The organism is Deferrisoma palaeochoriense (genome assembly GCF_054656955.1).
Genome location: NZ_BAAHXI010000055.1, coordinates 1 through 18775, shown reverse-complemented (window position 1 = coordinate 18775; position 18775 = coordinate 1). Strand labels below are relative to the sequence as shown.

At 62.4% G+C, this 18775-nt stretch carries 18 protein-coding genes and 1 pseudogene; 2 read left to right on the top strand and 17 right to left on the bottom strand.

Features of this window, described 5'->3' with window-relative positions:
* Positions 1-3: 3 nt before the first annotated feature.
* From ACYQ8L_RS14070 to ACYQ8L_RS13995, 16 genes and pseudogenes are all read right to left on the bottom strand, one after another.
* A complete protein-coding gene (locus tag ACYQ8L_RS14070; RefSeq protein WP_459942441.1) occupies positions 4-1281 on the bottom strand; it encodes a glycosyltransferase in 1278 nt (425 codons plus the stop codon).
* Complete coding sequence (locus ACYQ8L_RS14065) at positions 1278-2117, bottom strand: hydrolase 1, exosortase A system-associated (RefSeq protein ID WP_459942440.1); 840 nt, start codon at positions 2115-2117, stop codon at positions 1278-1280. The genes ACYQ8L_RS14070 and ACYQ8L_RS14065 overlap by 4 nt, the downstream gene beginning before the upstream one ends.
* Positions 2118-2335: 218 nt before the next feature.
* Positions 2336-3193, bottom strand: coding sequence for a hydrolase 2, exosortase A system-associated (locus ACYQ8L_RS14060; RefSeq protein WP_459942439.1), 858 nt, complete (start codon positions 3191-3193; stop codon positions 2336-2338).
* Complete coding sequence (locus tag ACYQ8L_RS14055) at positions 3183-3437, bottom strand: acyl carrier protein (protein WP_459942438.1); 255 nt, start codon at positions 3435-3437, stop codon at positions 3183-3185. The genes ACYQ8L_RS14060 and ACYQ8L_RS14055 overlap by 11 nt, the downstream gene beginning before the upstream one ends.
* A gap of 24 nt (positions 3438-3461) precedes the next feature.
* Positions 3462-4235 (bottom strand): glycosyltransferase, encoded by a 774-nt coding sequence (locus tag ACYQ8L_RS14050; RefSeq protein ID WP_459942437.1) that lies wholly within the window; start codon positions 4233-4235, stop codon positions 3462-3464.
* Positions 4236-4646: 411 nt separating this feature from the next.
* On the bottom strand, positions 4647-5867 hold the full coding sequence (locus tag ACYQ8L_RS14045; protein ID WP_459942436.1) for a glycosyltransferase family 4 protein: 1221 nt from the start codon (positions 5865-5867) through the stop codon (positions 4647-4649).
* A 20-nt stretch (positions 5868-5887) separates the two neighbouring features.
* Positions 5888-7024: a non-hydrolyzing UDP-N-acetylglucosamine 2-epimerase gene (gene wecB, locus ACYQ8L_RS14040; protein WP_459942435.1), complete on the bottom strand. Its 1137-nt coding sequence runs from the start codon at positions 7022-7024 to the stop codon at positions 5888-5890.
* Positions 7025-7063: 39 nt separating this feature from the next.
* Positions 7064-8632, bottom strand: a complete 1569-nt coding sequence (locus ACYQ8L_RS14035; RefSeq protein ID WP_459942434.1) for a lipopolysaccharide biosynthesis protein — start codon at positions 8630-8632, stop codon at positions 7064-7066.
* Between the two features lie 216 nt (positions 8633-8848).
* Positions 8849-9253 carry a hypothetical protein gene (locus ACYQ8L_RS14030; protein WP_459942450.1) on the bottom strand — a complete coding sequence of 135 codons (405 nt, stop codon included), beginning with the start codon at positions 9251-9253 and terminating at the stop codon, positions 8849-8851.
* Positions 9254-9274: 21 nt separating this feature from the next.
* Positions 9275-9904 (bottom strand): annotated as a pseudogene (locus ACYQ8L_RS14025) (AAC(3) family N-acetyltransferase); the annotation flags it as partial.
* Positions 9843-11027, bottom strand: coding sequence for a hypothetical protein (locus tag ACYQ8L_RS14020; protein WP_459942433.1), 1185 nt, complete (start codon positions 11025-11027; stop codon positions 9843-9845). The gene ACYQ8L_RS14020 and the pseudogene ACYQ8L_RS14025, both read right to left, overlap by 62 nt.
* Entirely contained in the window at positions 11020-12291 is a 1272-nt protein-coding gene (locus tag ACYQ8L_RS14015; RefSeq protein ID WP_459942432.1) for a pyridoxal-dependent decarboxylase, exosortase A system-associated, read from the bottom strand. Before ACYQ8L_RS14015 ends, ACYQ8L_RS14020 begins: the two co-directional genes overlap by 8 nt.
* Positions 12292-12502: 211 nt before the next feature.
* Positions 12503-12895, bottom strand: a complete 393-nt coding sequence (locus ACYQ8L_RS14010; protein WP_459942431.1) for a GxxExxY protein — start codon at positions 12893-12895, stop codon at positions 12503-12505.
* Positions 12896-13082: 187 nt separating this feature from the next.
* Positions 13083-14660 carry an acyl-CoA ligase (AMP-forming), exosortase A system-associated gene (locus ACYQ8L_RS14005; RefSeq protein WP_459942430.1) on the bottom strand — a complete coding sequence of 526 codons (1578 nt, stop codon included), beginning with the start codon at positions 14658-14660 and terminating at the stop codon, positions 13083-13085.
* A gap of 45 nt (positions 14661-14705) precedes the next feature.
* Positions 14706-16511 (bottom strand): XrtA system polysaccharide chain length determinant, encoded by a 1806-nt coding sequence (locus tag ACYQ8L_RS14000; protein WP_459942429.1) that lies wholly within the window; start codon positions 16509-16511, stop codon positions 14706-14708.
* Positions 16512-16709: 198 nt separating this feature from the next.
* Positions 16710-17078, bottom strand: a complete 369-nt coding sequence (locus tag ACYQ8L_RS13995; RefSeq protein WP_459942428.1) for a four helix bundle protein — start codon at positions 17076-17078, stop codon at positions 16710-16712.
* Positions 17079-17339: 261 nt separating this feature from the next.
* On the opposite strand from ACYQ8L_RS13995, the gene ACYQ8L_RS13990 reads away from it, so the two are divergent.
* Positions 17340-17576 carry a type II toxin-antitoxin system Phd/YefM family antitoxin gene (locus ACYQ8L_RS13990; RefSeq protein WP_459942427.1) on the top strand — a complete coding sequence of 79 codons (237 nt, stop codon included), beginning with the start codon at positions 17340-17342 and terminating at the stop codon, positions 17574-17576.
* A complete protein-coding gene (locus tag ACYQ8L_RS13985) occupies positions 17573-17968 on the top strand; it encodes a type II toxin-antitoxin system VapC family toxin (RefSeq protein WP_459942426.1) in 396 nt (131 codons plus the stop codon). Before ACYQ8L_RS13990 ends, ACYQ8L_RS13985 begins: the two co-directional genes overlap by 4 nt.
* A gap of 369 nt (positions 17969-18337) precedes the next feature.
* Here the strand turns inward: ACYQ8L_RS13985 and ACYQ8L_RS13980 are convergent.
* The coding region (locus ACYQ8L_RS13980) for a nucleotidyltransferase domain-containing protein (RefSeq protein ID WP_459942425.1) at positions 18338-18775 on the bottom strand (438 nt) is incomplete at its 5' end.

The following is an 18775-nucleotide window of genomic DNA, read 5'->3' as shown; positions in this document are numbered from 1 at the left end:
CGTTCACCCACGGCCGCCCGCGGCGCCATTCCGGCGCTTCGCGAAGGCGGCTGTGCCCACCGTTTCCGAGAGGAGTTCGCTCAACTCCCTCGCCCTCATTTCCCGCGAATATCGTTCCAACCGCTCTCGCTCAAACGTCCAAGGCCCCCGCGCCACATGTGCCAGGAACTCCTTTAGCGCCACCACGATCTTCGCCTCATCTTCCAGGGGCGCCAGCCACACGCCAGGGTGTTTCCGCAAGAGTCGGCCCGTGTCACCCTCGGGATCCGTCAAAGCCAGAATGGGCCTGCGGGTGCGCAGGTACTCATACGCCTTCGCGGGAATCTGGTCGTTGCATGATGCGCCCTGCAATAACAAAAGCCCATGCGCACCGGCGAGTTCACTGACGGCTTGCCGATGCGGGACAGGATCACACCACCGAACCAAAGCCGACACGCCGGCCTCCCGCGCCCATGCGGCGTAGTCTGCCTCTCCTCCCGCGCCGCGGAACACGAACTTCACCTGCAGATCCTTCGCGCCGATACTGGCCGCCCACGAGGCCAGCGCCCGGAAAAACGGGCGCGGGTCTCTTTCTCGGGGGTAGAGCGCCCCCGAATGAACGATGCACAGCGGCGGCGCTTTGGCGGGGGCGACCCCGTCGACAGACCGGAAAGCCTCCTCGTCGTAGCCATTTTCGATCACTGCGGTCCCGATCTTCCCCGGGAAACGGTTTTCGTATGTGCGAGCCGCGCCCTCGGTAACGAAAACACAGGCGGACGCCTGCACCGCGCACGTCCGTTCGATCCGGGCCCAGACTCGCCTCTGGAGGGGAACACGAGGATAGCCGTGCTCCGGCTGCACCATGGGATCGCGAAAATCCGCCACCCAGGGAACTTTTGTAATCCTATGAACGATCGAACCGATCGCGTGGGCCGATGCGATGGGATACGTCGACCAAATGACGTCCGGCCGGAACTCGCGAACCGCCCGCAGAGCCGTGAGCACCCCAAACGGAATCCAGCTTCCCCATCGGTCCGGCACCGCCATCCACCCTGCGTACCGTCCCCGCACCGCCAGATGCCTGGCGGTGTCCCAAGCAGGTGCCCGCCACACGGGGGTACCCGACGGCACCTTTTGGAGGGTCTCGAAATCAACCCGTTGGTACGCCCTGGGATGCACGGTGACCACACCCGGCTGCCATCCGAAGTTCGGTAGGTGCCGCAGGAACTCCAACGTACGCTGCACCCCGCTGCTTCCCACGAACGGCGGGAAATGGAACGCGATCATCAGCACGCGTTTCATGCGGCCCCCAGGGTCCATGCCCGCGTCCATTCGGCAACCCGGTCCCGCCATGCCCGCCGCGAGAACGTATGGTTCGCCTCGGGGAGGTCGTGACGGGTAAGGTCCGGGCGGGCCAGAATCCGCCCCCACCGATCAGAGCAGGAGCAAACGTCGAGAAACTCGGCGGCCGTGAGATCGTTGCCGCTCAGGATCAGAAGGATCCGGCCCTCGAAGGATTCCAGAGCCACCGCCATGCGTTCCGGAAGCGGAGCTGTAAACCCCTCCGAGTCATCCCGCCGAAAGGTGCGCCGAACGGTGGCCCAAAAGGAGCCGACAGAGGCGCGCCACTCCCAGCGCCCGGTCAGCACCTTGGCCCAGAACTCCCGGTCGAGAAGACGCCGGGTGTAGTAGTGCCTTACCCGGGCCTTGGCCTCGCCGGCCTCCGTGCGCACCCAAGGGTTTAGCAGAACCACCCCCTCCACCCGGGGATCGGTCGCGGCGTAGAAACAGATCGCGGACGCTGCGTCGCAAAGGCCCCAGAGCACCACCCGCTCGAGGCCCGGGCACCGGGCGAAGAACGCGTCGACCGCGGCCCGGATGTCGGGCCCGCACCCCTCGAAGCCCACGGGATCCCCGGAACTGTCGCCCATGCCCCGGTAGTCGAACCGAAGCACGGGGATCCCCGCCGCGGCGAGGTCGCGGGCCAGGAGCACGAACTGGCGGTGGCTGCCCACCCGGTATTGGGGCCCGCCCACGACGACCAGCACGCCGGTGGGGCTGGGCGAGTCCGCCAGGTGGAGGATGCCGAGGAGCTGCTCGCCCTCGCAGGGGAACACGAAGGGAACCTCACGGGGCATGGATCAAACCGCCAAGACGCCAAGAGCGCCAAGTCTTGAACCCCGAAGGCGCGGAAAACCCCAACATCCGAACCGCCGAGGCGCGGAGAGCGCGGAGAGGTTTGTGAGAGTTGGGGGTCGTCAGTTGTCTCATTCCATCAGCCCAACGCAGCCACGGACCGCCCCAATGCATTTGCCCCGGAGAGCCGGAACCGCCGCGTCCTCCGCGTATCCGCGGTTCACCCCGCGCCCTTCCCCTTGGCGACCTTGGCGTCTTGGCGGTTGGCCAAGACGGCTGTCGTCGCCTCGATCAGCGCCGGGCACTCCGTGATCTCGTGGGTCGCCCAAAACGGGCACCCCGCCACCGCCCTCGCCTCGACGCAGACGCCCGCCCCTCGCCACGCGGCGATCACCCGCTCCGACGCCGGGGAAACGCTCGGCTCCTCGCCGCTCCCGACCTCGAACCACCATACCGGGAGCCCCGCGGGAGGAACGAGTTTCGCCACATCTTCCTCTGCGAGCGCGCGGGCCAGATCGGGGTGGAGGTCGTAGCCCGCGATCTCCAACACCTCGCCGGCCGCCAGCCGCGCCTCCAAGTCCTTCGTGGTTTCCCGGTTCGGGCCCTGAAGGTCAGCCGCCAACCGCAACCGCAAGAACTGCCGGAGATAAAGCGCGCCTGAGGTGACCGGCTGCCAGAGGATCACCCCCTCTACACGCCCGCTCTCCTCGGCCACGCACCGCGCCGCCAGAAGCGCCCCGGTCCGAAGCCCCCAGAGCCAGACCTTCTCCATGCCTTGCTGCCGTAGCCACTCGATCCCCTGGCCCACATCCGACACCCAGCGCTCCCAGCGTGCATCCCCGAAGTCCCCCTCGCTGTCCCCCGTGCCGTATGGATCGAGGAGCAGCGTCGCAACGCTGCGTTCCGCCCACGCCCTTGCCTGCAACGAGGCCATGCGTCGGGCCTTGTTGGCCTCCTCGGCGAACGGAGGGACGTACAGCACGGCCGACCGGGCACCGTCCGGGGCGAAGGCGACGCAAAAACAAGAGCCTCCCGGCCCCCCTAGGAAGAACGGTCGCACCGGGCCATCACCCCCCATTCAGCTTCCGCCTCACGGCCTCGCAAAGCGTGCCCACGGTCGCGAACATCTCGGCCGTAACCTCGTCGTCCTCAAATAAGACGCCGAAGCGTTCCTCAATTGCCGCTATGACGTTTACCACGGCCATCGAATCGAGCTCCGGGATGGCCCCTAGCAACTTCGCGTCCTCTCGTAACGCCTCTGCGCGATAGCCTCCCCCCAGTGTCGTGGCGAGCACGGTCTGAATGCCCGATAAAAGGTCCAATTCCGATCCCTCCTTCTTGCCCCCCTACTGAAAGAGATCTCTCAGGTACGATTCCAAAACGTCTACACGGTGGTCCCACGAATTCTCCCTTGCTACCAAGCGCCGTTTCTCGGTCAACTTATGCCCGTCCTCCTCAAGGGCAGACTGAATCGCCGCTTCCCATTCCACAGCGCCTCGCGCCAAGGTGACAACCCCACCGAATTCCCGCACCGCTGCGATGTCCGCCGACACCACCGGTTTGCCCACCGCAAGGTACTCGTGGAGTTTCAACGGGTACCCCGCGTGCCACCAACCCGAACCGTCGGTACGGTAGAGCATGGTGTTCACGTCCATGTGGCCTACGTAGGCGGGAAGTTCTTCGTGGCGCTTCTCTCCCAGGTAATGGACGTTCGGCAACTTCTGGGATTCCTCCCAAAGCAATTCGAACTCGAGGGCCGCCGGGTCGCTCCCCCCCCTCACAAATCGTCCGAGCAACACCCAATGCCATTCCGGCCGTCGCCCGGCCAGGTCCCGCAACAGCCTTAGATCCACCTTCTGGGTTATGTTCCCAACGTACCCGATCCTCGGACGTGGCACTTGCTCCAAATCCCGCGGGCAAGGGAGTACAGAGCCCTTCTCAAACGCGGCCACATCCGCACCGTTCGGTAGGATCCGCGTCTTCCCATGCGCCCCCGCCGGCAGCAACCGAGCCATGGCCTCCGTAACGGCCACGATAAGGTCGGCTCTCTGGACCAATCGCCTTTCGACCTGGGCCATTCCCTCGTTCCACCCCCGACTCAGCGAATAGGCGTCGTACACGTGATAGATCACCTTGTGCGGCCTTAGAGCCGTTACCAGCGGCAGATACGAAGGGTGTGTCACCCAGGCAATCAAGCGCCCCGAGCATTTGTGCCGCCTCGCCACGGCGCGCAACCACCGCGCGTGCGCGCGAAGCACAATATCGTCCCATACTGGCACCGTGGGCCAGCGCGTTAAGACCTTCCCGGGCTGGGCCAGAACAACTCCGTCGCTCTCCCCCAAACGCGGGAGCCAGCCGGCCTGGCGCCACCTGTCCCCTCCCCTCTCCCATAACGTCAGCGGTCCCTGGTCGTAAATGACCTCCCAACCGCGCCTCGCCAACCGACTCAAGATCTGCTGGCGGTTCATCCATGGACCAACCCATGGGTTCTGGGAAAGAGCGATAACCACCTGACCCAATTTACCTCCCCTTCAGCTAGCGGCTTCCCTCCGGAATCGTGCTTTTCTGATCTTGTTCTTCACCTTGTTTAGTAGTAGTCGTTTTTTCCTTTCCCATCGTTGCTTCTTAGAAAAAGAAAGCGCTTTAACTCCAAGCTTCTTCGCCTCGTCGGATCTTTCTAATTTAACCACACTTTCAAGACATTGTCGCAACAGCATAGCGTTTTTCTCCCAATCCAAAAAACGCACCGCATATTCCCTGGCAGCGCACGAAAACCGGCTAATAGTATTAGCATTATCAACAAAAAACTGCATACAATCAACAAGGCTCCCAAGATCGCATTCGACTTCTGGCCAATAATAGCCGTCAAAGCGCTTCCTCTTCTTTGCAACTCTTACCAATAAGCCGGTCTCACCGTGTCTAACGAATTCGTTCATAGGAGGCTCATCAGTGGTAACACAAGCCAGACCAGAGGCCAAAGCCTCCGGTAGGGTTAACCCTAGTCCGTCCAGGCGACTGGGGTACACATACACATTGCCTCTAGAATACAAACCCGGAGGTTCTACGGTCGCATGCACAAACTCTATATTCTCAGTGGTCGCAATTAACCGCCCGATTTCCCCGTAGGATTCAACTGGCACTTGCGAGTGGATAACGAGTCGGCACTCACCTTTGAGTTGCCGAAATGCCTGCACCACCAAATCCGTTCCCTTTCGTAGATTTATGCCGCCCATACCCGCTGAATGGAAGAAAATTGGAAACTTTGTTGGGCCACACATCTTGGGTCTGAAAAGGCTGATGTCTGTGCCCCAGGGGACATACCAGCACTGCGGGTGCCAATTAAAAACGCTAAAATGCCGCTTTGTATGGCAAATGAGAGCGTCATACAGCCCAAAGAACGGAACCGTTTCCTCAGTGTAGTAGTCAATGTAGGCGACACTTCTTATCCCTCGTCGATTACACCATTCAACAACCTCCCAATCCTTTTGTTCATTAAAAATTATAATATCAATATCATACTTCTTGCACCAAGCTTCAAACTGCGAGATGTCTACCCGTGTCCAACCATCATCAAAGCGCCTACCCCAAGTCACATGCGGCCCATCCCATTCAGGATCGCCCACGGCATAGCCCTCGCCCCCCCTCGCAAAAACATAGGCGCGATGCCCTGCAGCGACGATGCTGTTTAAATATAGCTTTGAAACGTAGGCCGCTCCGCGTGGAAACCATGTGGAAACTATTCCAATGTTCATCTTTACTCCAGAGCCGGTCACTACTCGTTGCTATGCTCAAGCAAAGCAGCAACAATTCTATCTGCAGCTCGTCCATCGCCATAGGGGTTGACGCCACTAGCAGTGAACGGCCCACTGTTGGATAACCTTTCAAGAACCTCTGACACGCTTCTCACAATATCATCCTTCCGTGTGCCGATAACTTTTGCAACCCCTACCTTCACACCTTCCGGTCGTTCCGTCACCCCTCGCATAACAAGCAGGGGTTTCCCCAAACTTGGTGCTTCCTCCTGAACACCCCCGGAATCCGTCAGCACAAGCAAAGACTTTGCCATCAAATATATAAATTGCTTGTAAGACAACGGGTCAACCAACAAAACACTCCGAACTTCACCGAGAATGTCCCAAACGGGTTTCCGCACGTTTGGATTAAGGTGGACGGGGTAAACGAACGCAATTTGCGTAAACCTCATTGCCAATTCGCGAATCGCTAAACATATTTCTTCGAAAGGCTTCCCAAAACTTTCTCTTCTATGTCCGGTGATCAGCACAAAACCGGAATAAGATTCAAGCAGTTTATTTAAATTGAATGGCAATTCAGGTGGCCGCTTCTTTATATCAGACAAGATATACATCAATGCATCAACAACCGTGTTACCAGTAACAACTACACGAGCTTCTGGGACACCCTCCCTCAAAAGGTTCTGTTTTGCCAAGGCAGTAGGACTAAAGTGTAATGTGGCCACTAAACTAGCAACTCTACGATTCATCTCTTCCGGAAAAGGTTGCCGAATATCCCAACTGCGCAGGCCCGCTTCCACATGGCCTACTTTCACCCCTTGATAGAAGGCGCAAAGGGAACCAGTTAGCACTGTAGTAGTATCGCCCTGGACCAACATCCAGTCGGGCCTTAGTGTAGAGAGAACGTCATCAATACCGGCCAACAGGCGCTGCGTTAGACGGGCCAGAGTTTGATTCGGCTCCATTACTTGCAAATCAATATCTGGATATATATCAAAATCAGCAAATGCTTGGTCTAACATTGCTCGGTGTTGGCCAGTTGAACATACTGTCACTTCAAACTCGTCCGGCAACTTTCTTAACGCCAAAATAATCGGAGCCATCTTAACCGCTTCAGGGCGAGTTCCAGCCAAAATAAGTATCTTTTGTCGCTTCACTGAGACCCTCGTTCAAATCGCATGGGATTATCAACGACCTCATGTTTCCTTGGAAGCAGGAAATAGCATTTTCATTGAACTCACTGCCCATTCCCATGTCGCACGGTCAATTAATCTTAGTAGGGCAATATAAACTAGCGCGCCGAGCACCACCCCCCCAAAGAGGGAAGCACCCGCAGAAGCGGACAACCTTAGGAGCCACGTTTTAACAAACCAGGCCATCAAAAACGTGAAACAACTTGCGACCAGAGCCGGTAAAATAGCTCGCAGAACAACAGATAAATCTGCACCAACCAACTTCATCGCTTTTTTTATAATCCATACCGTAGGCAGAACACTTAGAGCCATGCCTATTGCAACGCCGTTCACCCCAAGCTGCCAACCTAACAATGCAACCAGAGCAAACGTAAAAGCGGTCAACATTATTGAAAACTTAAAAGGCAGATCAGGACGATCTTTGCAATAAAAAATCGCGCCCACCGGTTGCCCGATCGTCCTGAACGCCGCGCCCACGCACAGGATTTGTAGCGGCACCACTATGGCACTCCATCGTTCGCCCCAGAGCACCCGCACAGCCACATCGGCCACCGCGGCCAACCCGAAAAGGCAGGGGAACGTCACTAGCGTAACCGCCTTTACGGCCGCCACATAGCCTGCAACCAACATCCTGTCGTCATGCCTAACGTGAGAGAGTGCTGGGAAAACCACTGCGCCCACCGGTCTAGCAACCCGATCGAGCAGAATGTGGGGGATACGGTACGCAAACTCATACAGCCCGAGCCCAGAAGCCCCCAACAATCGTCCGACCAGTAGGTAATCGATGTTCTGGTTCAGGTAGTTGCTCAAGCTGAACCCCAGTCCATTCAGGCCGAAGTTCAACAGGTACTTGAAGCTCTCGATATTCCATTTCAGCCCTGGCCGCCAGCGTCCGGCCACCAGCACGCCCAGCGTCACAAGCGCCGTGTTGACCAAAAGCCCCACGACAAGGGCCCAGTACCCAAGGGTCGTGGTCAAAGAAAGGAACACCGCGGTGCCTGATTCGAACAACGCCGCCACCCCTTGGATTATCGCCAGCGTCCCGAAGCGAAGTCGTTTCCGGAGAAGGGCGATCCCCACATCCATGAACGGAGCCATAAGAAAAGTGCACGAAACAACCCGAAGCACGGGAACAACCCGTGGGTCCCGAAAGTAGACGCCGGCCAACGGGGCCAAGAGAAAAGTCGCAAGGAACATTAGGACCCGAACCGCGGCCGTGCCCCAGAAGCAGGTATCGAGGTCCTCGGGGGTGGGATCCTGCTTCGCGATCAGGCCCACGGTGAGGCCGAGATTGCCTGCGACAACGACGAATTCGCGCGCCAGCAGGGCCATCCCGAACAGGCCAAAGTCCGACGGTAGCAGAACGCGGGCGAGAATCGTGCTCGCGCCCAAACGAACCAAGGTGAGCCAGACTCCCCCCCCCATTTGCCACAGAGCCCCCCGCCCGGCTCTTCGCCCAAGGTCCGCGGTGTCAACACGGCTATCCGGGATTCGTTCCTGCCCCTTGCTGGGCAAATCCGCCCGCTCGGCACTGCTACCGGCCCCTGCGCCGGGGTGCGCTGCGCTCTTCACCGCGTCTTCCCGCTAACCGGCCACCAGCCCGGGTTCCGGCCCCCCGAAAATCGCGACTTCGACTCCTGCATTTCGCGCCGTTGGAAGCCATAGGGTGTGCCACAACGTCGGGGGCGGAACGCGCTCAGATCCGTTCCGGGGCCCACATTGCGACCCCACCACATAGATCTCGCGCGGGACGCATTCGGCCGGGGGGCGATCAGACATGGCATAGCCTTACGAAACCTCCTCCCCACGGGCCAGGCATGCTTCGATCGCCTCCCGGGCGTACGCGTCCGCGTGCTGGTGCACGTTCTGCGCCAACTCCTCGACAATCGGGGGGAGCCAGCGATCTACCCGTATGGCCAGGAGTTCTGTGTCGCGACACTTGCTCCGTGTGAAGACGCCGCTTTCCAGAAACGCTTCGTCTCGACGGAGCAGGGCTTCGGCCACATCTTTCCGCCGTAGCCGCTGCAAGACCGACTGCCGCACCCGATCCGGGAAAAGGAGGCAATAGTGGGGCATCCACACGTACTGATAGCCTCCGTTCCCGTCGGGGACCGCCACGTACAGGGGCACCCGGGGCACGTGAACCCGGACCCGGCAGGTGACGAGCCGCCCCCGATGATCGAGACCCCGCACCTCACGCTCTCCTGGCAGAAAGAGGTTCGGCCATTCCGCGAGTTCCTGAAACCGGTGCACGATGCTCGTGCTGTTGGTCCCGATAAGCAGTTGGTACGCGTTCGGCGCGCGGGTGTACCGTCCGTACCCGGATTCGTCGCCGAAAGGCGTGGCCGACCGCTCGGAGCCTTGGATCAGGCGCTCAGCCTCTGGTCCGACCGCCGCGCACGGGTGCGTGGGATGCAGGCTTCGCACGGCCCCGGGGAACGTTCGAAGGGCCTCCGATAGAAGCCCGCTCGCTGAAGGCGTGTGCAAGGGGTCGTAGACCTGGTCGGACGCCACATAATCCGCCATGCTTCCCCCGAACGGAAAGGTGGGCATGACGATGGTGCAGCGCGGGACGGCCTTTTCGAGCGCCTTTAGGACCGACGCGGGGCCTCCCGGCAAATACCCCAGGGAACTCAATCGGGCATGGATGCAGATGACCGCGCCGGCGGGCAGTCGCAGGCGCTCAAACGACTCCCGCAAGGCCGCCTCGGAGGTGCGGTTCGCGACCCGGTTCCTCTGGCGCAAGAGCCACCGGCGGACCCCCTTCGGGAACAGACGCTGCTTAAGTTTCGTGATGGGGTTCACCCGCCCCCCCAGCGATGCAGCGCTCGGCCAAGAGCGCATCGACGAAAAACTTGGTCGCCCAGTTCAAGATCATGAGCCGTCCGTAGTCGCCCCACACGGGCCAAGCCCCCGGCACACCGCCCCGGATGCGTTCGTCCGGGTTGGTGATGTCGTGCCGCGCCATGAGATACCGATTCACGCGCCGAGCCCCGTCGAGGTAGGCCGGGTGACCGGTTTGTTCGAAAAGCTTCGCCCAGATCACCGACATCTGCGCCGACCCGGTCATGCAACACCACCTGACGGCCGGCTCGAATGAGGCGTTGAAGCGGCCGGGCAGGTGGCCGTCGGCCTCCACCCGCTCCAAAAGGGCGTCGGCGGTTCTCCGGGCTGCGGCCACGAAGTCTTGACGATCTAGGAGCACTCCGAGCTCCAAGAGGCCCCGGGTCGCGTAGGCGAGGGTGTGCACGAGCGGGGCTTCGGGGTTGCTCAGACAACAATCGGCGAACCAGCCGTTCTCCCTTTGGCTCTGCAAGGCGTACTCCGCGTTGCGCACCGCAGCCTCGACGTATCCGTCGTTCCCCGTTGTGGTGCCGTGCCACGCCAGAGCCCACGCGACCCTCGTGTTGTACACGGTCGCACGCCCATCGGCGAACCGGGAATTGCCTTTTTGCCAGCGGCCGTCCGATTCCTGCACCTCCACAAGCCAAGCGGCGGCGCGCTCGGAGGCATCAAGGAAGCGTTGTTCCCCCGTATCGTGATACAGGGAGAGCCAGCCAAGCATAACCATGCCCGTATTGAAGACGGCCGGACTCGGCGGGAAGTCGACCCTGCCGCCCATGACCGCCCCGCACTCCATCTGCACCCGGATCTCCCAGTCGCCCATTTCCACGGCTCGACGACGGAAATCCTCGACGCCGAATACCTCGGCAAGTGTGAGGAAGGTCGGGATGATGTAACCCGTGGTCTCCGGGTAACTAGGAAGGAACTCGCCGCCAAACCGCAGGCCGTACGAAACCCCCCTGTCGTGTCCCGCATCTTGGGCTCGCTTAAGCCATGCGGCCGCCTCACGGACGTGGCGTTCGATGCCCGCCGATTCGTTCCGTGGCGAGTACAGGTTAGCGTATCTCCAGCGCTCGATGTTCCTCTCGAGCGAGCGTTTCCATCGGCGCGCGACATCAAGCACGGCGTTCCCCCTCGGCAGCGTTGAATTCGTTCACGACATATTCCCTCGGTTGCGGGTGGCCCAAAAACGCCAGCGGGCTCGCCGTGTAGCCGTAGGCACCCGCCCCCATGACGGTCACCAGTTCGCCCGGTTCGAGCCGGGGCAACTCCACCTTGGTCCCGAGCCGGTCGAGGGGGGTGCAAAGGGGCCCCGCCAGGTTGACGGTTTCTGCCGGTACTTCCCCCAGGCGTTCCGGGGGGCAGATCGGGAAGTTTCGCTTCAGCACCTGGCCGAAGTTGCCGCAGGCCGCTTGGTTGTGGTGGAGGCCGCCGTCGAGGACGAGGAACGTTTCGCCCCGGGATTCTTTTCGGTACAGCACGCGGCAGACGTAAACCCCGCACTCGCCCACGAGGTACCGCCCCGTCTCCACCACGAACCGGATACCCGGAAGCTGCGGCCGGTGGGTGTGCAGGAGGCGCCCGAGGGCGGCGCCCACGGCCTCGATGTCGAGTTCCTCGTCGGCCGCGTAGTAGGGAATGCCGAAGCCGCCGCCCAGGTTCACGAGTTCGGGCGGCCGGGGGCAGTGGGGCAGGAACGAGGCCACGGCCCCTAGGGCCCCCTCGAACGCCGAGGCGATGGCCTCGACCCGGAGGTTCTGGGACCCGGCGAAGATGTGGAACCCCACGAACTCCAGGTTCGGCCACTCGGCAAACCGCCCGAGGACCTTCGGCACCTCTTCCTCGTCGATGCCGAACGGCTTGGGACCGCCGCCCATCTTCATGCCCGAGCCCACGAGTTCGTAGGCCGGGTTCACCCGGATCGCCACCCGGAGCCTTCGGCCTTCTTCACGGGCGATGCGATCGGCGAGTTCCAGCTCGGCCTCGCTTTCGGCGTTGAGGCTCCCGATGCCCGCCCGGCAGGCCTCTCGGATCTCGAACTCCCGCTTCCCCGGCCCGGCGAACCCCACGCTGCGAGGGTCGGCGCCCGCGTCGAGCACCACCCGGAGTTCCCCGGCCGAGGCCACGTCGAACCCGCACCCGAGGGAGAGGAAGAAGCGCACGATGTCGGGGTGGGGGTTGGCCTTGATGGCGTAGTGGATCTCGACCTCGTCGGGCAGCGCGGCCCGAAGGCGCTCGTACTTCTTTCGGGCCACCCCGAGGTCGTAGGCGTAAAACGGGGTGCCCACCTCGGCCGCGATGTCGGAACAGGTGCGGCCCCCGATAAGGAGCCGACCGTCCTGAACCGCGAAGTAGCGGAGAATGGAGTCAAGAGCTTTGTGTGGCATTGTTAACCGCCAAGACGCCAAGAACGCCAAGAAGTACCTACTGTTATTTTTGTTTCTACTTCAAAGTAGCACCAAAGCATCTCACGCCCCCATCACATTCAACACCGGCGCAACACCCACAAAAACGACAGATTGCCACTGAATCATCTCCCCAACCCAGGAGCCCATGTCCACGAAAATTCCACCTTGGCTTTCTTGGCGCCTTGGCGGCTCAAACACCCCGTGTCAGGACGACTCGTTTGATCCCCTGTTTGAGGATCGGCACGTTGAAGTTGATCAGAAGTCCGAGTGTCTTCCCCGTGGCCTTCAGGTAGGAGATCACCTGGGCGTGGTGAATCGGTGCCAAAACATCGACCGCCTTGAGTTCCACCACAACCTGGTCTTCCACAAGCAGATCCAACCGGCCTTCCCCCACCCTGTGGCCTTTGTATTCCATCCACACCGGCACCTGCCGTTCGAACGAGACGCCTCGGAGGCCCAGTTCCACCCCCAAGGCTTCCTCGTACACCGCTTCCAGGTACCCAGGTCCCAAACGCCGGTGAACCTCGATGGCCGCCCCGATCACCCGGCGGGCGATCTCATCGTCGCGCGGGTTTGGTTCCATGGGAAACACCAGTCTTTGAACCGTCAAGACGCCAAGGGCGCCGAGAACACCATCATCTTTGTCTGTGCTGCTCTACAGCGTCTATTTTCATTTGCACCAGCACCAGACGGTATAGAGCATTCAGATACATGTAACAAAAACAAATCCAGAACTGGCCTTTCCTTGGCGTTCTTGGCGCCTTGGCGGTTCAATCCTTACGGCTCAAAAATTCCTTCTTCACCGCTTTGCGGTCGATTTTGCCGTTGGGGTTCAGGGGCAGGCGGTCCCAGACCTCGAGGAACCGGGGCACCATGTAGTTGGGAAGCGTTTCGGCACAGGCCCGCTTGAGGGTCTGGGCCTCGAGGCCCGGGGCCTTGGGCGACACCACCGCCGTCACCACCTGCCCCAGCACCTCGTCGGGCACCCCGAAGGCCACCGCGTGCTCCACGAGCCCCGTGGCGTAGAGCGCGTCCTCCACCTCGGTGGGGCTCACCCGATAGCCCGAGGTTTTGATCATCTCGTCGGCCCGATCGACGAAGTAGATGTAGCCCTCCTCGTCGGTCTTCACCCGATCGCCCGAGAAGACCACCATCTCCTGCATCTGGAGGCCCGGCGGCGCGAACGGGTTCGGCCGGAACCGCTCGGCGGTCTTCTGCGGGTCGTTCCAGTACCCGAGGGCCACATGGGCGCCCCGTTGCACGAGTTCGCCTTCCTCGCCGGGTTTGCAGTGCTCGCCCCGCTCGTTCAGCACCCAGATCTCCGCGTTGGGGATGGCCTTGCCGATGCTCGTGGGCCGGCGGTCCACCTCCTCGGGCGGGAGATAGGTGCCCCGGAACGCCTCGGTGAGCCCGTACATCAGGTAGATCCGGGTGTTCGGGAGCCGGCGGCGAAGTTCCCTTGTGGCGTGCACCGGCATGGCCCCGCCGGTGTTCGTGAGGTAGCGCCAGTGGGGGAACCGGGTGTGGTCCCATTCGAGCTTGAGGAGCTGGAGCCACAGGGGCGGGATGAGCCCGAGGCCCGTGATCCTCTCGGCCTCCATGGCCTTCAGGATGTCGTTGGGGAAGAGATAGTTGATGAGCACGCAGGTGCATCCCACGTGGAGGCTGCAGGTAAGCTGGTTCAGCCCGTAGTCGAAGCTGAACGGCAGAACGCTCAGGATCCGGTCTTCGGGCGTGTTCTCCACGTAGGTGGAGACGCTCTCCGCCCCGGCCACCAGGTTCCGGTGGGAGAGCACCACACCCTTGGGTTTCCCGGTGCTGCCCGAGGTGTAGATGATGGCGCCCACGTCCGTCTCGACGACCCTCGGGCAGTTCGGCCGCTCCACCGAAGGAGCCTCGGCCCACGCGCCCCGATCCACCCCCCGCACCCCGTCGGGCAACGGGGCTTCCCCCGGGCCGTGGAGGATCACGGTCTCCAGGTCGGTGCAGCGGCCCAGGACCTCGGCGAGTCCGGCCGCCCGCTGGCGCGTGGTGACGAGCACCCGCGCGCCGGAGTCACGCAGGATGTGCTCCACCTGGGGCGCCTTCAGGAGGTGGTTCACATCGACGAAAATCCCCCCGGCCCGCGCGACGGCCAGGAGGGACGCCGCCTCCTCGGGGCACTTCTCCATGTACACGGCAACCCGGTCGCCCTTGGCGACCCCGTGCTCCACGAGGAGGCTCGCGAACCGGTCCACCTCGGCGTCGAACGAGGCATAGGAGATGCGCCGGTCCCGGTGAACCAACGCCTCCTTCTCCGGCCATCGTTGGGCCGAGGCCCTGAGGCTGTCTGCGATCGTGATGCGCATGTATGCCATTCCCCGCGCGCGGCCTTGGCGTTCGCTAAAGGCTCCCTATTTCACCGTGGTCCAGTGGGTGGTGCGGACCTGGGTGTACAGGTCCGAAAGCGCTTTGGGCAGAGGCTTCACTTGGACGTGTACGACCACCAAGGCGATGACGAGGCAGGCAAGGCCCGCGCCCGCCGCGCCCAGGCGGATCATCCAGCGCCGCCGCAGGGTCTCGGGGGTCACGATCTCGGGGATCACGGTGAGCACCGTGGTGCCCGTGACCTCGCCGAGTTCGTCGCGGCTCCGGATGCTGCCGTCGAGGAAGTCGAGCAGGAGCACGAGGCCCACCCCGAGGCCGATTCCGGCCAGGAACCCCATGCCCACGTACCGGAGCCGCTTGGGGTAGAAGGGCTTTTCCGGGAGGTTCGCCGGGTCGAGGATCTTGAACTGCTCGCCCTTCTGCTTGCGCTCCAGGTTCTCGGAGAGGTCGGCCTGGAGCTTTTTGTTGATGAGGCTCTCGAGCACGTTCTTCATGTTGTCGTAGTCTTCGCTGAGCTGCTGGAGCTGGAGCGCCCGGGCCGGGGCCGCGGCAATCCGGGCCTGGTACACCTCGATCTGGCGCTTGATGTCCTGGTTTTCGGCCGTGATGCGGGCGATCTCGGCCTCGAGGCGCGCGAGTTCGGCCTTGAGCCGGTCGTAGGCCGGCGGGTACTGGGGCGTGGGGGGCTCGGGCGGCGGGGCCGGCTCCTCGGCCACGGGCTCGGGTTCGGGGGCCTGGGCTTGCGCCTCGGCCCGCTGGGCCTCGAGTTCGGCCCGCTGCTTCTCGATCTCGGCCTCCTCGGCCGCCTCCTGCTCCTCGAGCCGGGCCAGGATGGCCTTCTGGGCCAGGACGTCCGGATGCTTCTCGGTGTACTGGAGGAGCAGGGCGTCGATGCGGGCCTGGACCTTGGCCTTTTCCGCCCGGATGGCCTCGAGCCGGCTCGTGTCGATCTGGATGGCCTCGGGGCCCTCCCCGCCCTGGAGCTTCGCCTGGAGCAGGGCCTCGAGCTGGCGGGAGATGCTGAGGTCGGGGCCGGCCCCGGCCGCCGGCGCGGCGGCGCCGGCTTTGGCCTCCTCCTCGACCCGCCGCTCGATCTCGGCGATCTGCTCCTGGATCTGGACCTTGCGGGCCTCGGCCGCGTTCAGGTTCTGGTTGTTGATCTGGAGCTGGTTTTGGAGCTGGTTGAGCCGGGCCTGGTTCGCGGCCACCTGCTCGGGCATCTCCTGCATGTGCTTTTGCTTGAACTCGTAGATGAGCTTTTCCTTCTCCCGGATCTTCTCCCGGTAGCGCTGGATCTCGTCTTCGAGGAACTGGGTGGTGCCGATGGCCTGCTGCTCGCGGACCTTGAGGTTCTCCTCGATGAAGAGACTCGCGAGCTTGTTGGTGACCAGCATGGCGAGCCGGGGGTTCGCGTCGATGTACGAGAGCTGAAAGGCGTCGTTCCGGTGGACCTGGAGCTGGATGCGCGAGCGCATCATCTCGACGATCTCTTCCGGGGTTTTTTCCTTTCGCTCCCGCTCGAACAGGTTGAACTCCTGGATGATCTGCTCGAGCCGCGTGCGCGAGAAGATCTGCTGGCTGATCGTGTGAAGCCGGTCCTGGATGCTCGAGGTCACCGTGGTGGGCACGAACTGGGTCGGCACCTTCTGGGGCTGCACCAGGATGAGCGTGGTGGACTTGTACCGGTCGGGGAGCTGCATGGCGTACCACGCCGCCGCGACCGGGAACACCACGGCCGGCACGAGGATGAACCACTTGCGCTTCCACAGCAGCCGCAAGTAGCGGAAGAGGTCGAAAGGGGTGTTGGAGAGGTTCGGGAGCGGAGAGTTCATGGTGTATTCCGTTGGTCGTGTGAACTGCCGTCTTTCGTTGGTCGCAGGTCGTTCGTCGTTGGTCAGGTCAACTGCCGTAAGTCGCGGGTCGTTGGTCGTTTTACCGCGCGGACGCTAGGACGCGTGGACGTGCGGACGGATCAACTGCCGCGGGTCGTAAGTCGCAGGTCGTTCGTCGTAGATCGGCCCTCTGGGGGCTCAACTTGACCGAAGGGAGCGGCGCAGGGCGCTGAGCATCTGGCCCACCCGCTCGATTTTCGCAAACACCGGTTCCACCGCCTCGGGCGGCAGGAGACCCAGGTGGGAGGCACACAGTTCGAGCTGCGTGTCAAGCTCCCCCAGGGACCCCTGGGCCACCGCGAGGAAGTGCGAGAATTCCTTCTTCGTCCCCCGGCAAGCCCCCTCCGCGATGTTGCTCGGGATGGAAACCGCCGCGCGCCTCATCTGGCTGGCGATCCCATAGCGCTCTTCGCCGGGAAGCTGTCCGGACAGATCGTAAACGTCACGGCAAAGCTCCATCGCCAACTGCCATACGTCCAATTGCTTGTGTGGACGGGCGATAGACATTGGTCGTTTTACCGTGCGGACGCTGGGACGCGTGGACGTGCGGACGGATCAACTGCCGCAGGTCGTTCGACCGCCCCGCCGGGGGCCGGCCCGTGGGTGGAATGCAAGGGACGGGCCAAGGGCACGCCCAGAGGCTGCGACTCGCGTGGGACCGCCGTTCCCGGCATCGACACGGGCGGAGAAGGCTCAACGCGGCCTTGCGGGGCACTCGTGACCGTGGCATTGTGACCATGGTTATGAATGACGCCGCAGGAGGCCGCCATGCAGATCACCGTGTCGAAATCCAAACTAAAACCCAAACTTCTTGAATACTTACGAAGGGTGGCGACGACGGGTGAGGAACTCGTTGTCACGGACCGGGGGAAGCCGGTTGCGCGCATCGTTCCCTACCGGGAAGAGGCCGAGGAGGATGTTCTAGCGTCGCTCCGTGGCACCGTGGTCCGCTATGACAGGCCCACGGACCCCGTCGGCGAGGACGACTGGGAGGCGTTGTCGTGATTCTCCTCGACACCCACGTTTGGGTCTGGTGGGTCAGCGATCCGGACCGCCTCTCGCCCGAGGCGTTGCGAGAAATTGAGGAGGCTCGGAAAGGACAAGGGGTCCTAATCTCTAGCATTAGCGCGTGGGAAGTGGCGCTTCTCGTCGCCCGGGGACGGTTGGAACTCACGATACCGGCGGAGGACTGGGTGCGCCGTTGCGAGCGCATTCGCGGGATCCGGTTCGTCCCCGTGAACAACCGCATCGCGCTTCGATCCGTGCTCCTTCCCGGCCCGTTTCACCCGGATCCCGCCGACCGCATCATCGTGGCCACCGCTTTGGAAACAAACAGCAGGCTGGTGACCAAGGACAGACGGATCTTGGAATACCCCCACGTCCCGACCCTGTGGTAGGGCGCCGGCCTGCGCATCTCGCTTCCCATGTGGGAAGTTTCTTTCCCACCCTAGGCAATCCGATGCCCTCGGCAAGGCCAGTGGGAAGTTTTGTTCCCACCGTGGCTGTCAACGGCCGTAGGTCGTGTCAACTGCCGTAGGTCGTTGGTCGCCGGTCGTTGGTCGTGTCAACTGCCGCAGGTCGACTGTCGTGTCACCGTGCGGACGCTGGGACGTGCGAACGGGCGGACGGGTCAACTTCCGTGAATCGTAAATCGTGAATCGTCAATGGTTTCAATTGCCGCCGGCCGCGACGGGGCGAAGTTCCACGACGAACGACTTACGACCTGCGACAAACGGCCTTTCGCGTCCCAACGTCCCACCCCTACTTCATCTAGCCCCCTCCTCTAGGATGGCCCGCACGCGCTCCCGGTACCAGGGCGCGAGGTCCCCGGCGCGTGCAAGGACGTAGAGTTCGTAGCGGGCCTGGGCATCGGGGTCGGTGCACGCCAGGAGTTCTCCCCGGACGACGTCGTAGGCGAGAAACGGCGGCGCCTCGGTCACAGCCACCAGATCCACGCGGGACACCCCAAAAAGGTCCTCCAGCGCCTGGGCCAGTTCCACCTTCTCGACGGCCTTGAGCCGCCGACCGGGGCGTGGCTGGACCCCGATGTCCAGGTCGGAATTGGGATACTCGGGCTCCGGGGCTTCGCCCCTCACCCGCGCCGCCGCCTCACGGGCCCGACTGCCGAAGGCGTAGATGGCCACGAGGTCGTACCGCCGGCAAAGTTCATCGAGAGTTTCCAAGAGATGCATCGTCAGCACCGC

What these genes read in the sequence shown, in the direction of transcription:
- ACYQ8L_RS14005 (WP_459942430.1), bottom strand. Translation starts at nt 14,660, where the DNA reads ATGCGCATCACGATCGCAGACAGCCTCAGGGCCTCGGCCCAACGATGG.
- ACYQ8L_RS14010 (WP_459942431.1), bottom strand. Translation starts at nt 12,895, where the DNA reads ATGGAACCAAACCCGCGCGACGATGAGATCGCCCGCCGGGTGATCGGG.
- ACYQ8L_RS14045 (WP_459942436.1), bottom strand. Translation starts at nt 5,867, where the DNA reads ATGAACATTGGAATAGTTTCCACATGGTTTCCACGCGGAGCGGCCTAC.
- ACYQ8L_RS14065 (WP_459942440.1), bottom strand. Translation starts at nt 2,117, where the DNA reads ATGCCCCGTGAGGTTCCCTTCGTGTTCCCCTGCGAGGGCGAGCAGCTC.
- ACYQ8L_RS13995 (WP_459942428.1), bottom strand. Translation starts at nt 17,078, where the DNA reads ATGTCTATCGCCCGTCCACACAAGCAATTGGACGTATGGCAGTTGGCG.
- ACYQ8L_RS14070 (WP_459942441.1), bottom strand. Translation starts at nt 1,281, where the DNA reads ATGAAACGCGTGCTGATGATCGCGTTCCATTTCCCGCCGTTCGTGGGA.
- ACYQ8L_RS14060 (WP_459942439.1), bottom strand. Translation starts at nt 3,193, where the DNA reads ATGGGGGGTGATGGCCCGGTGCGACCGTTCTTCCTAGGGGGGCCGGGA.
- ACYQ8L_RS14000 (WP_459942429.1), bottom strand. Translation starts at nt 16,511, where the DNA reads ATGAACTCTCCGCTCCCGAACCTCTCCAACACCCCTTTCGACCTCTTC.
- ACYQ8L_RS14015 (WP_459942432.1), bottom strand. Translation starts at nt 12,291, where the DNA reads ATGCCACACAAAGCTCTTGACTCCATTCTCCGCTACTTCGCGGTTCAG.
- ACYQ8L_RS13990 (WP_459942427.1), top strand. Translation starts at nt 17,340, where the DNA reads ATGCAGATCACCGTGTCGAAATCCAAACTAAAACCCAAACTTCTTGAA.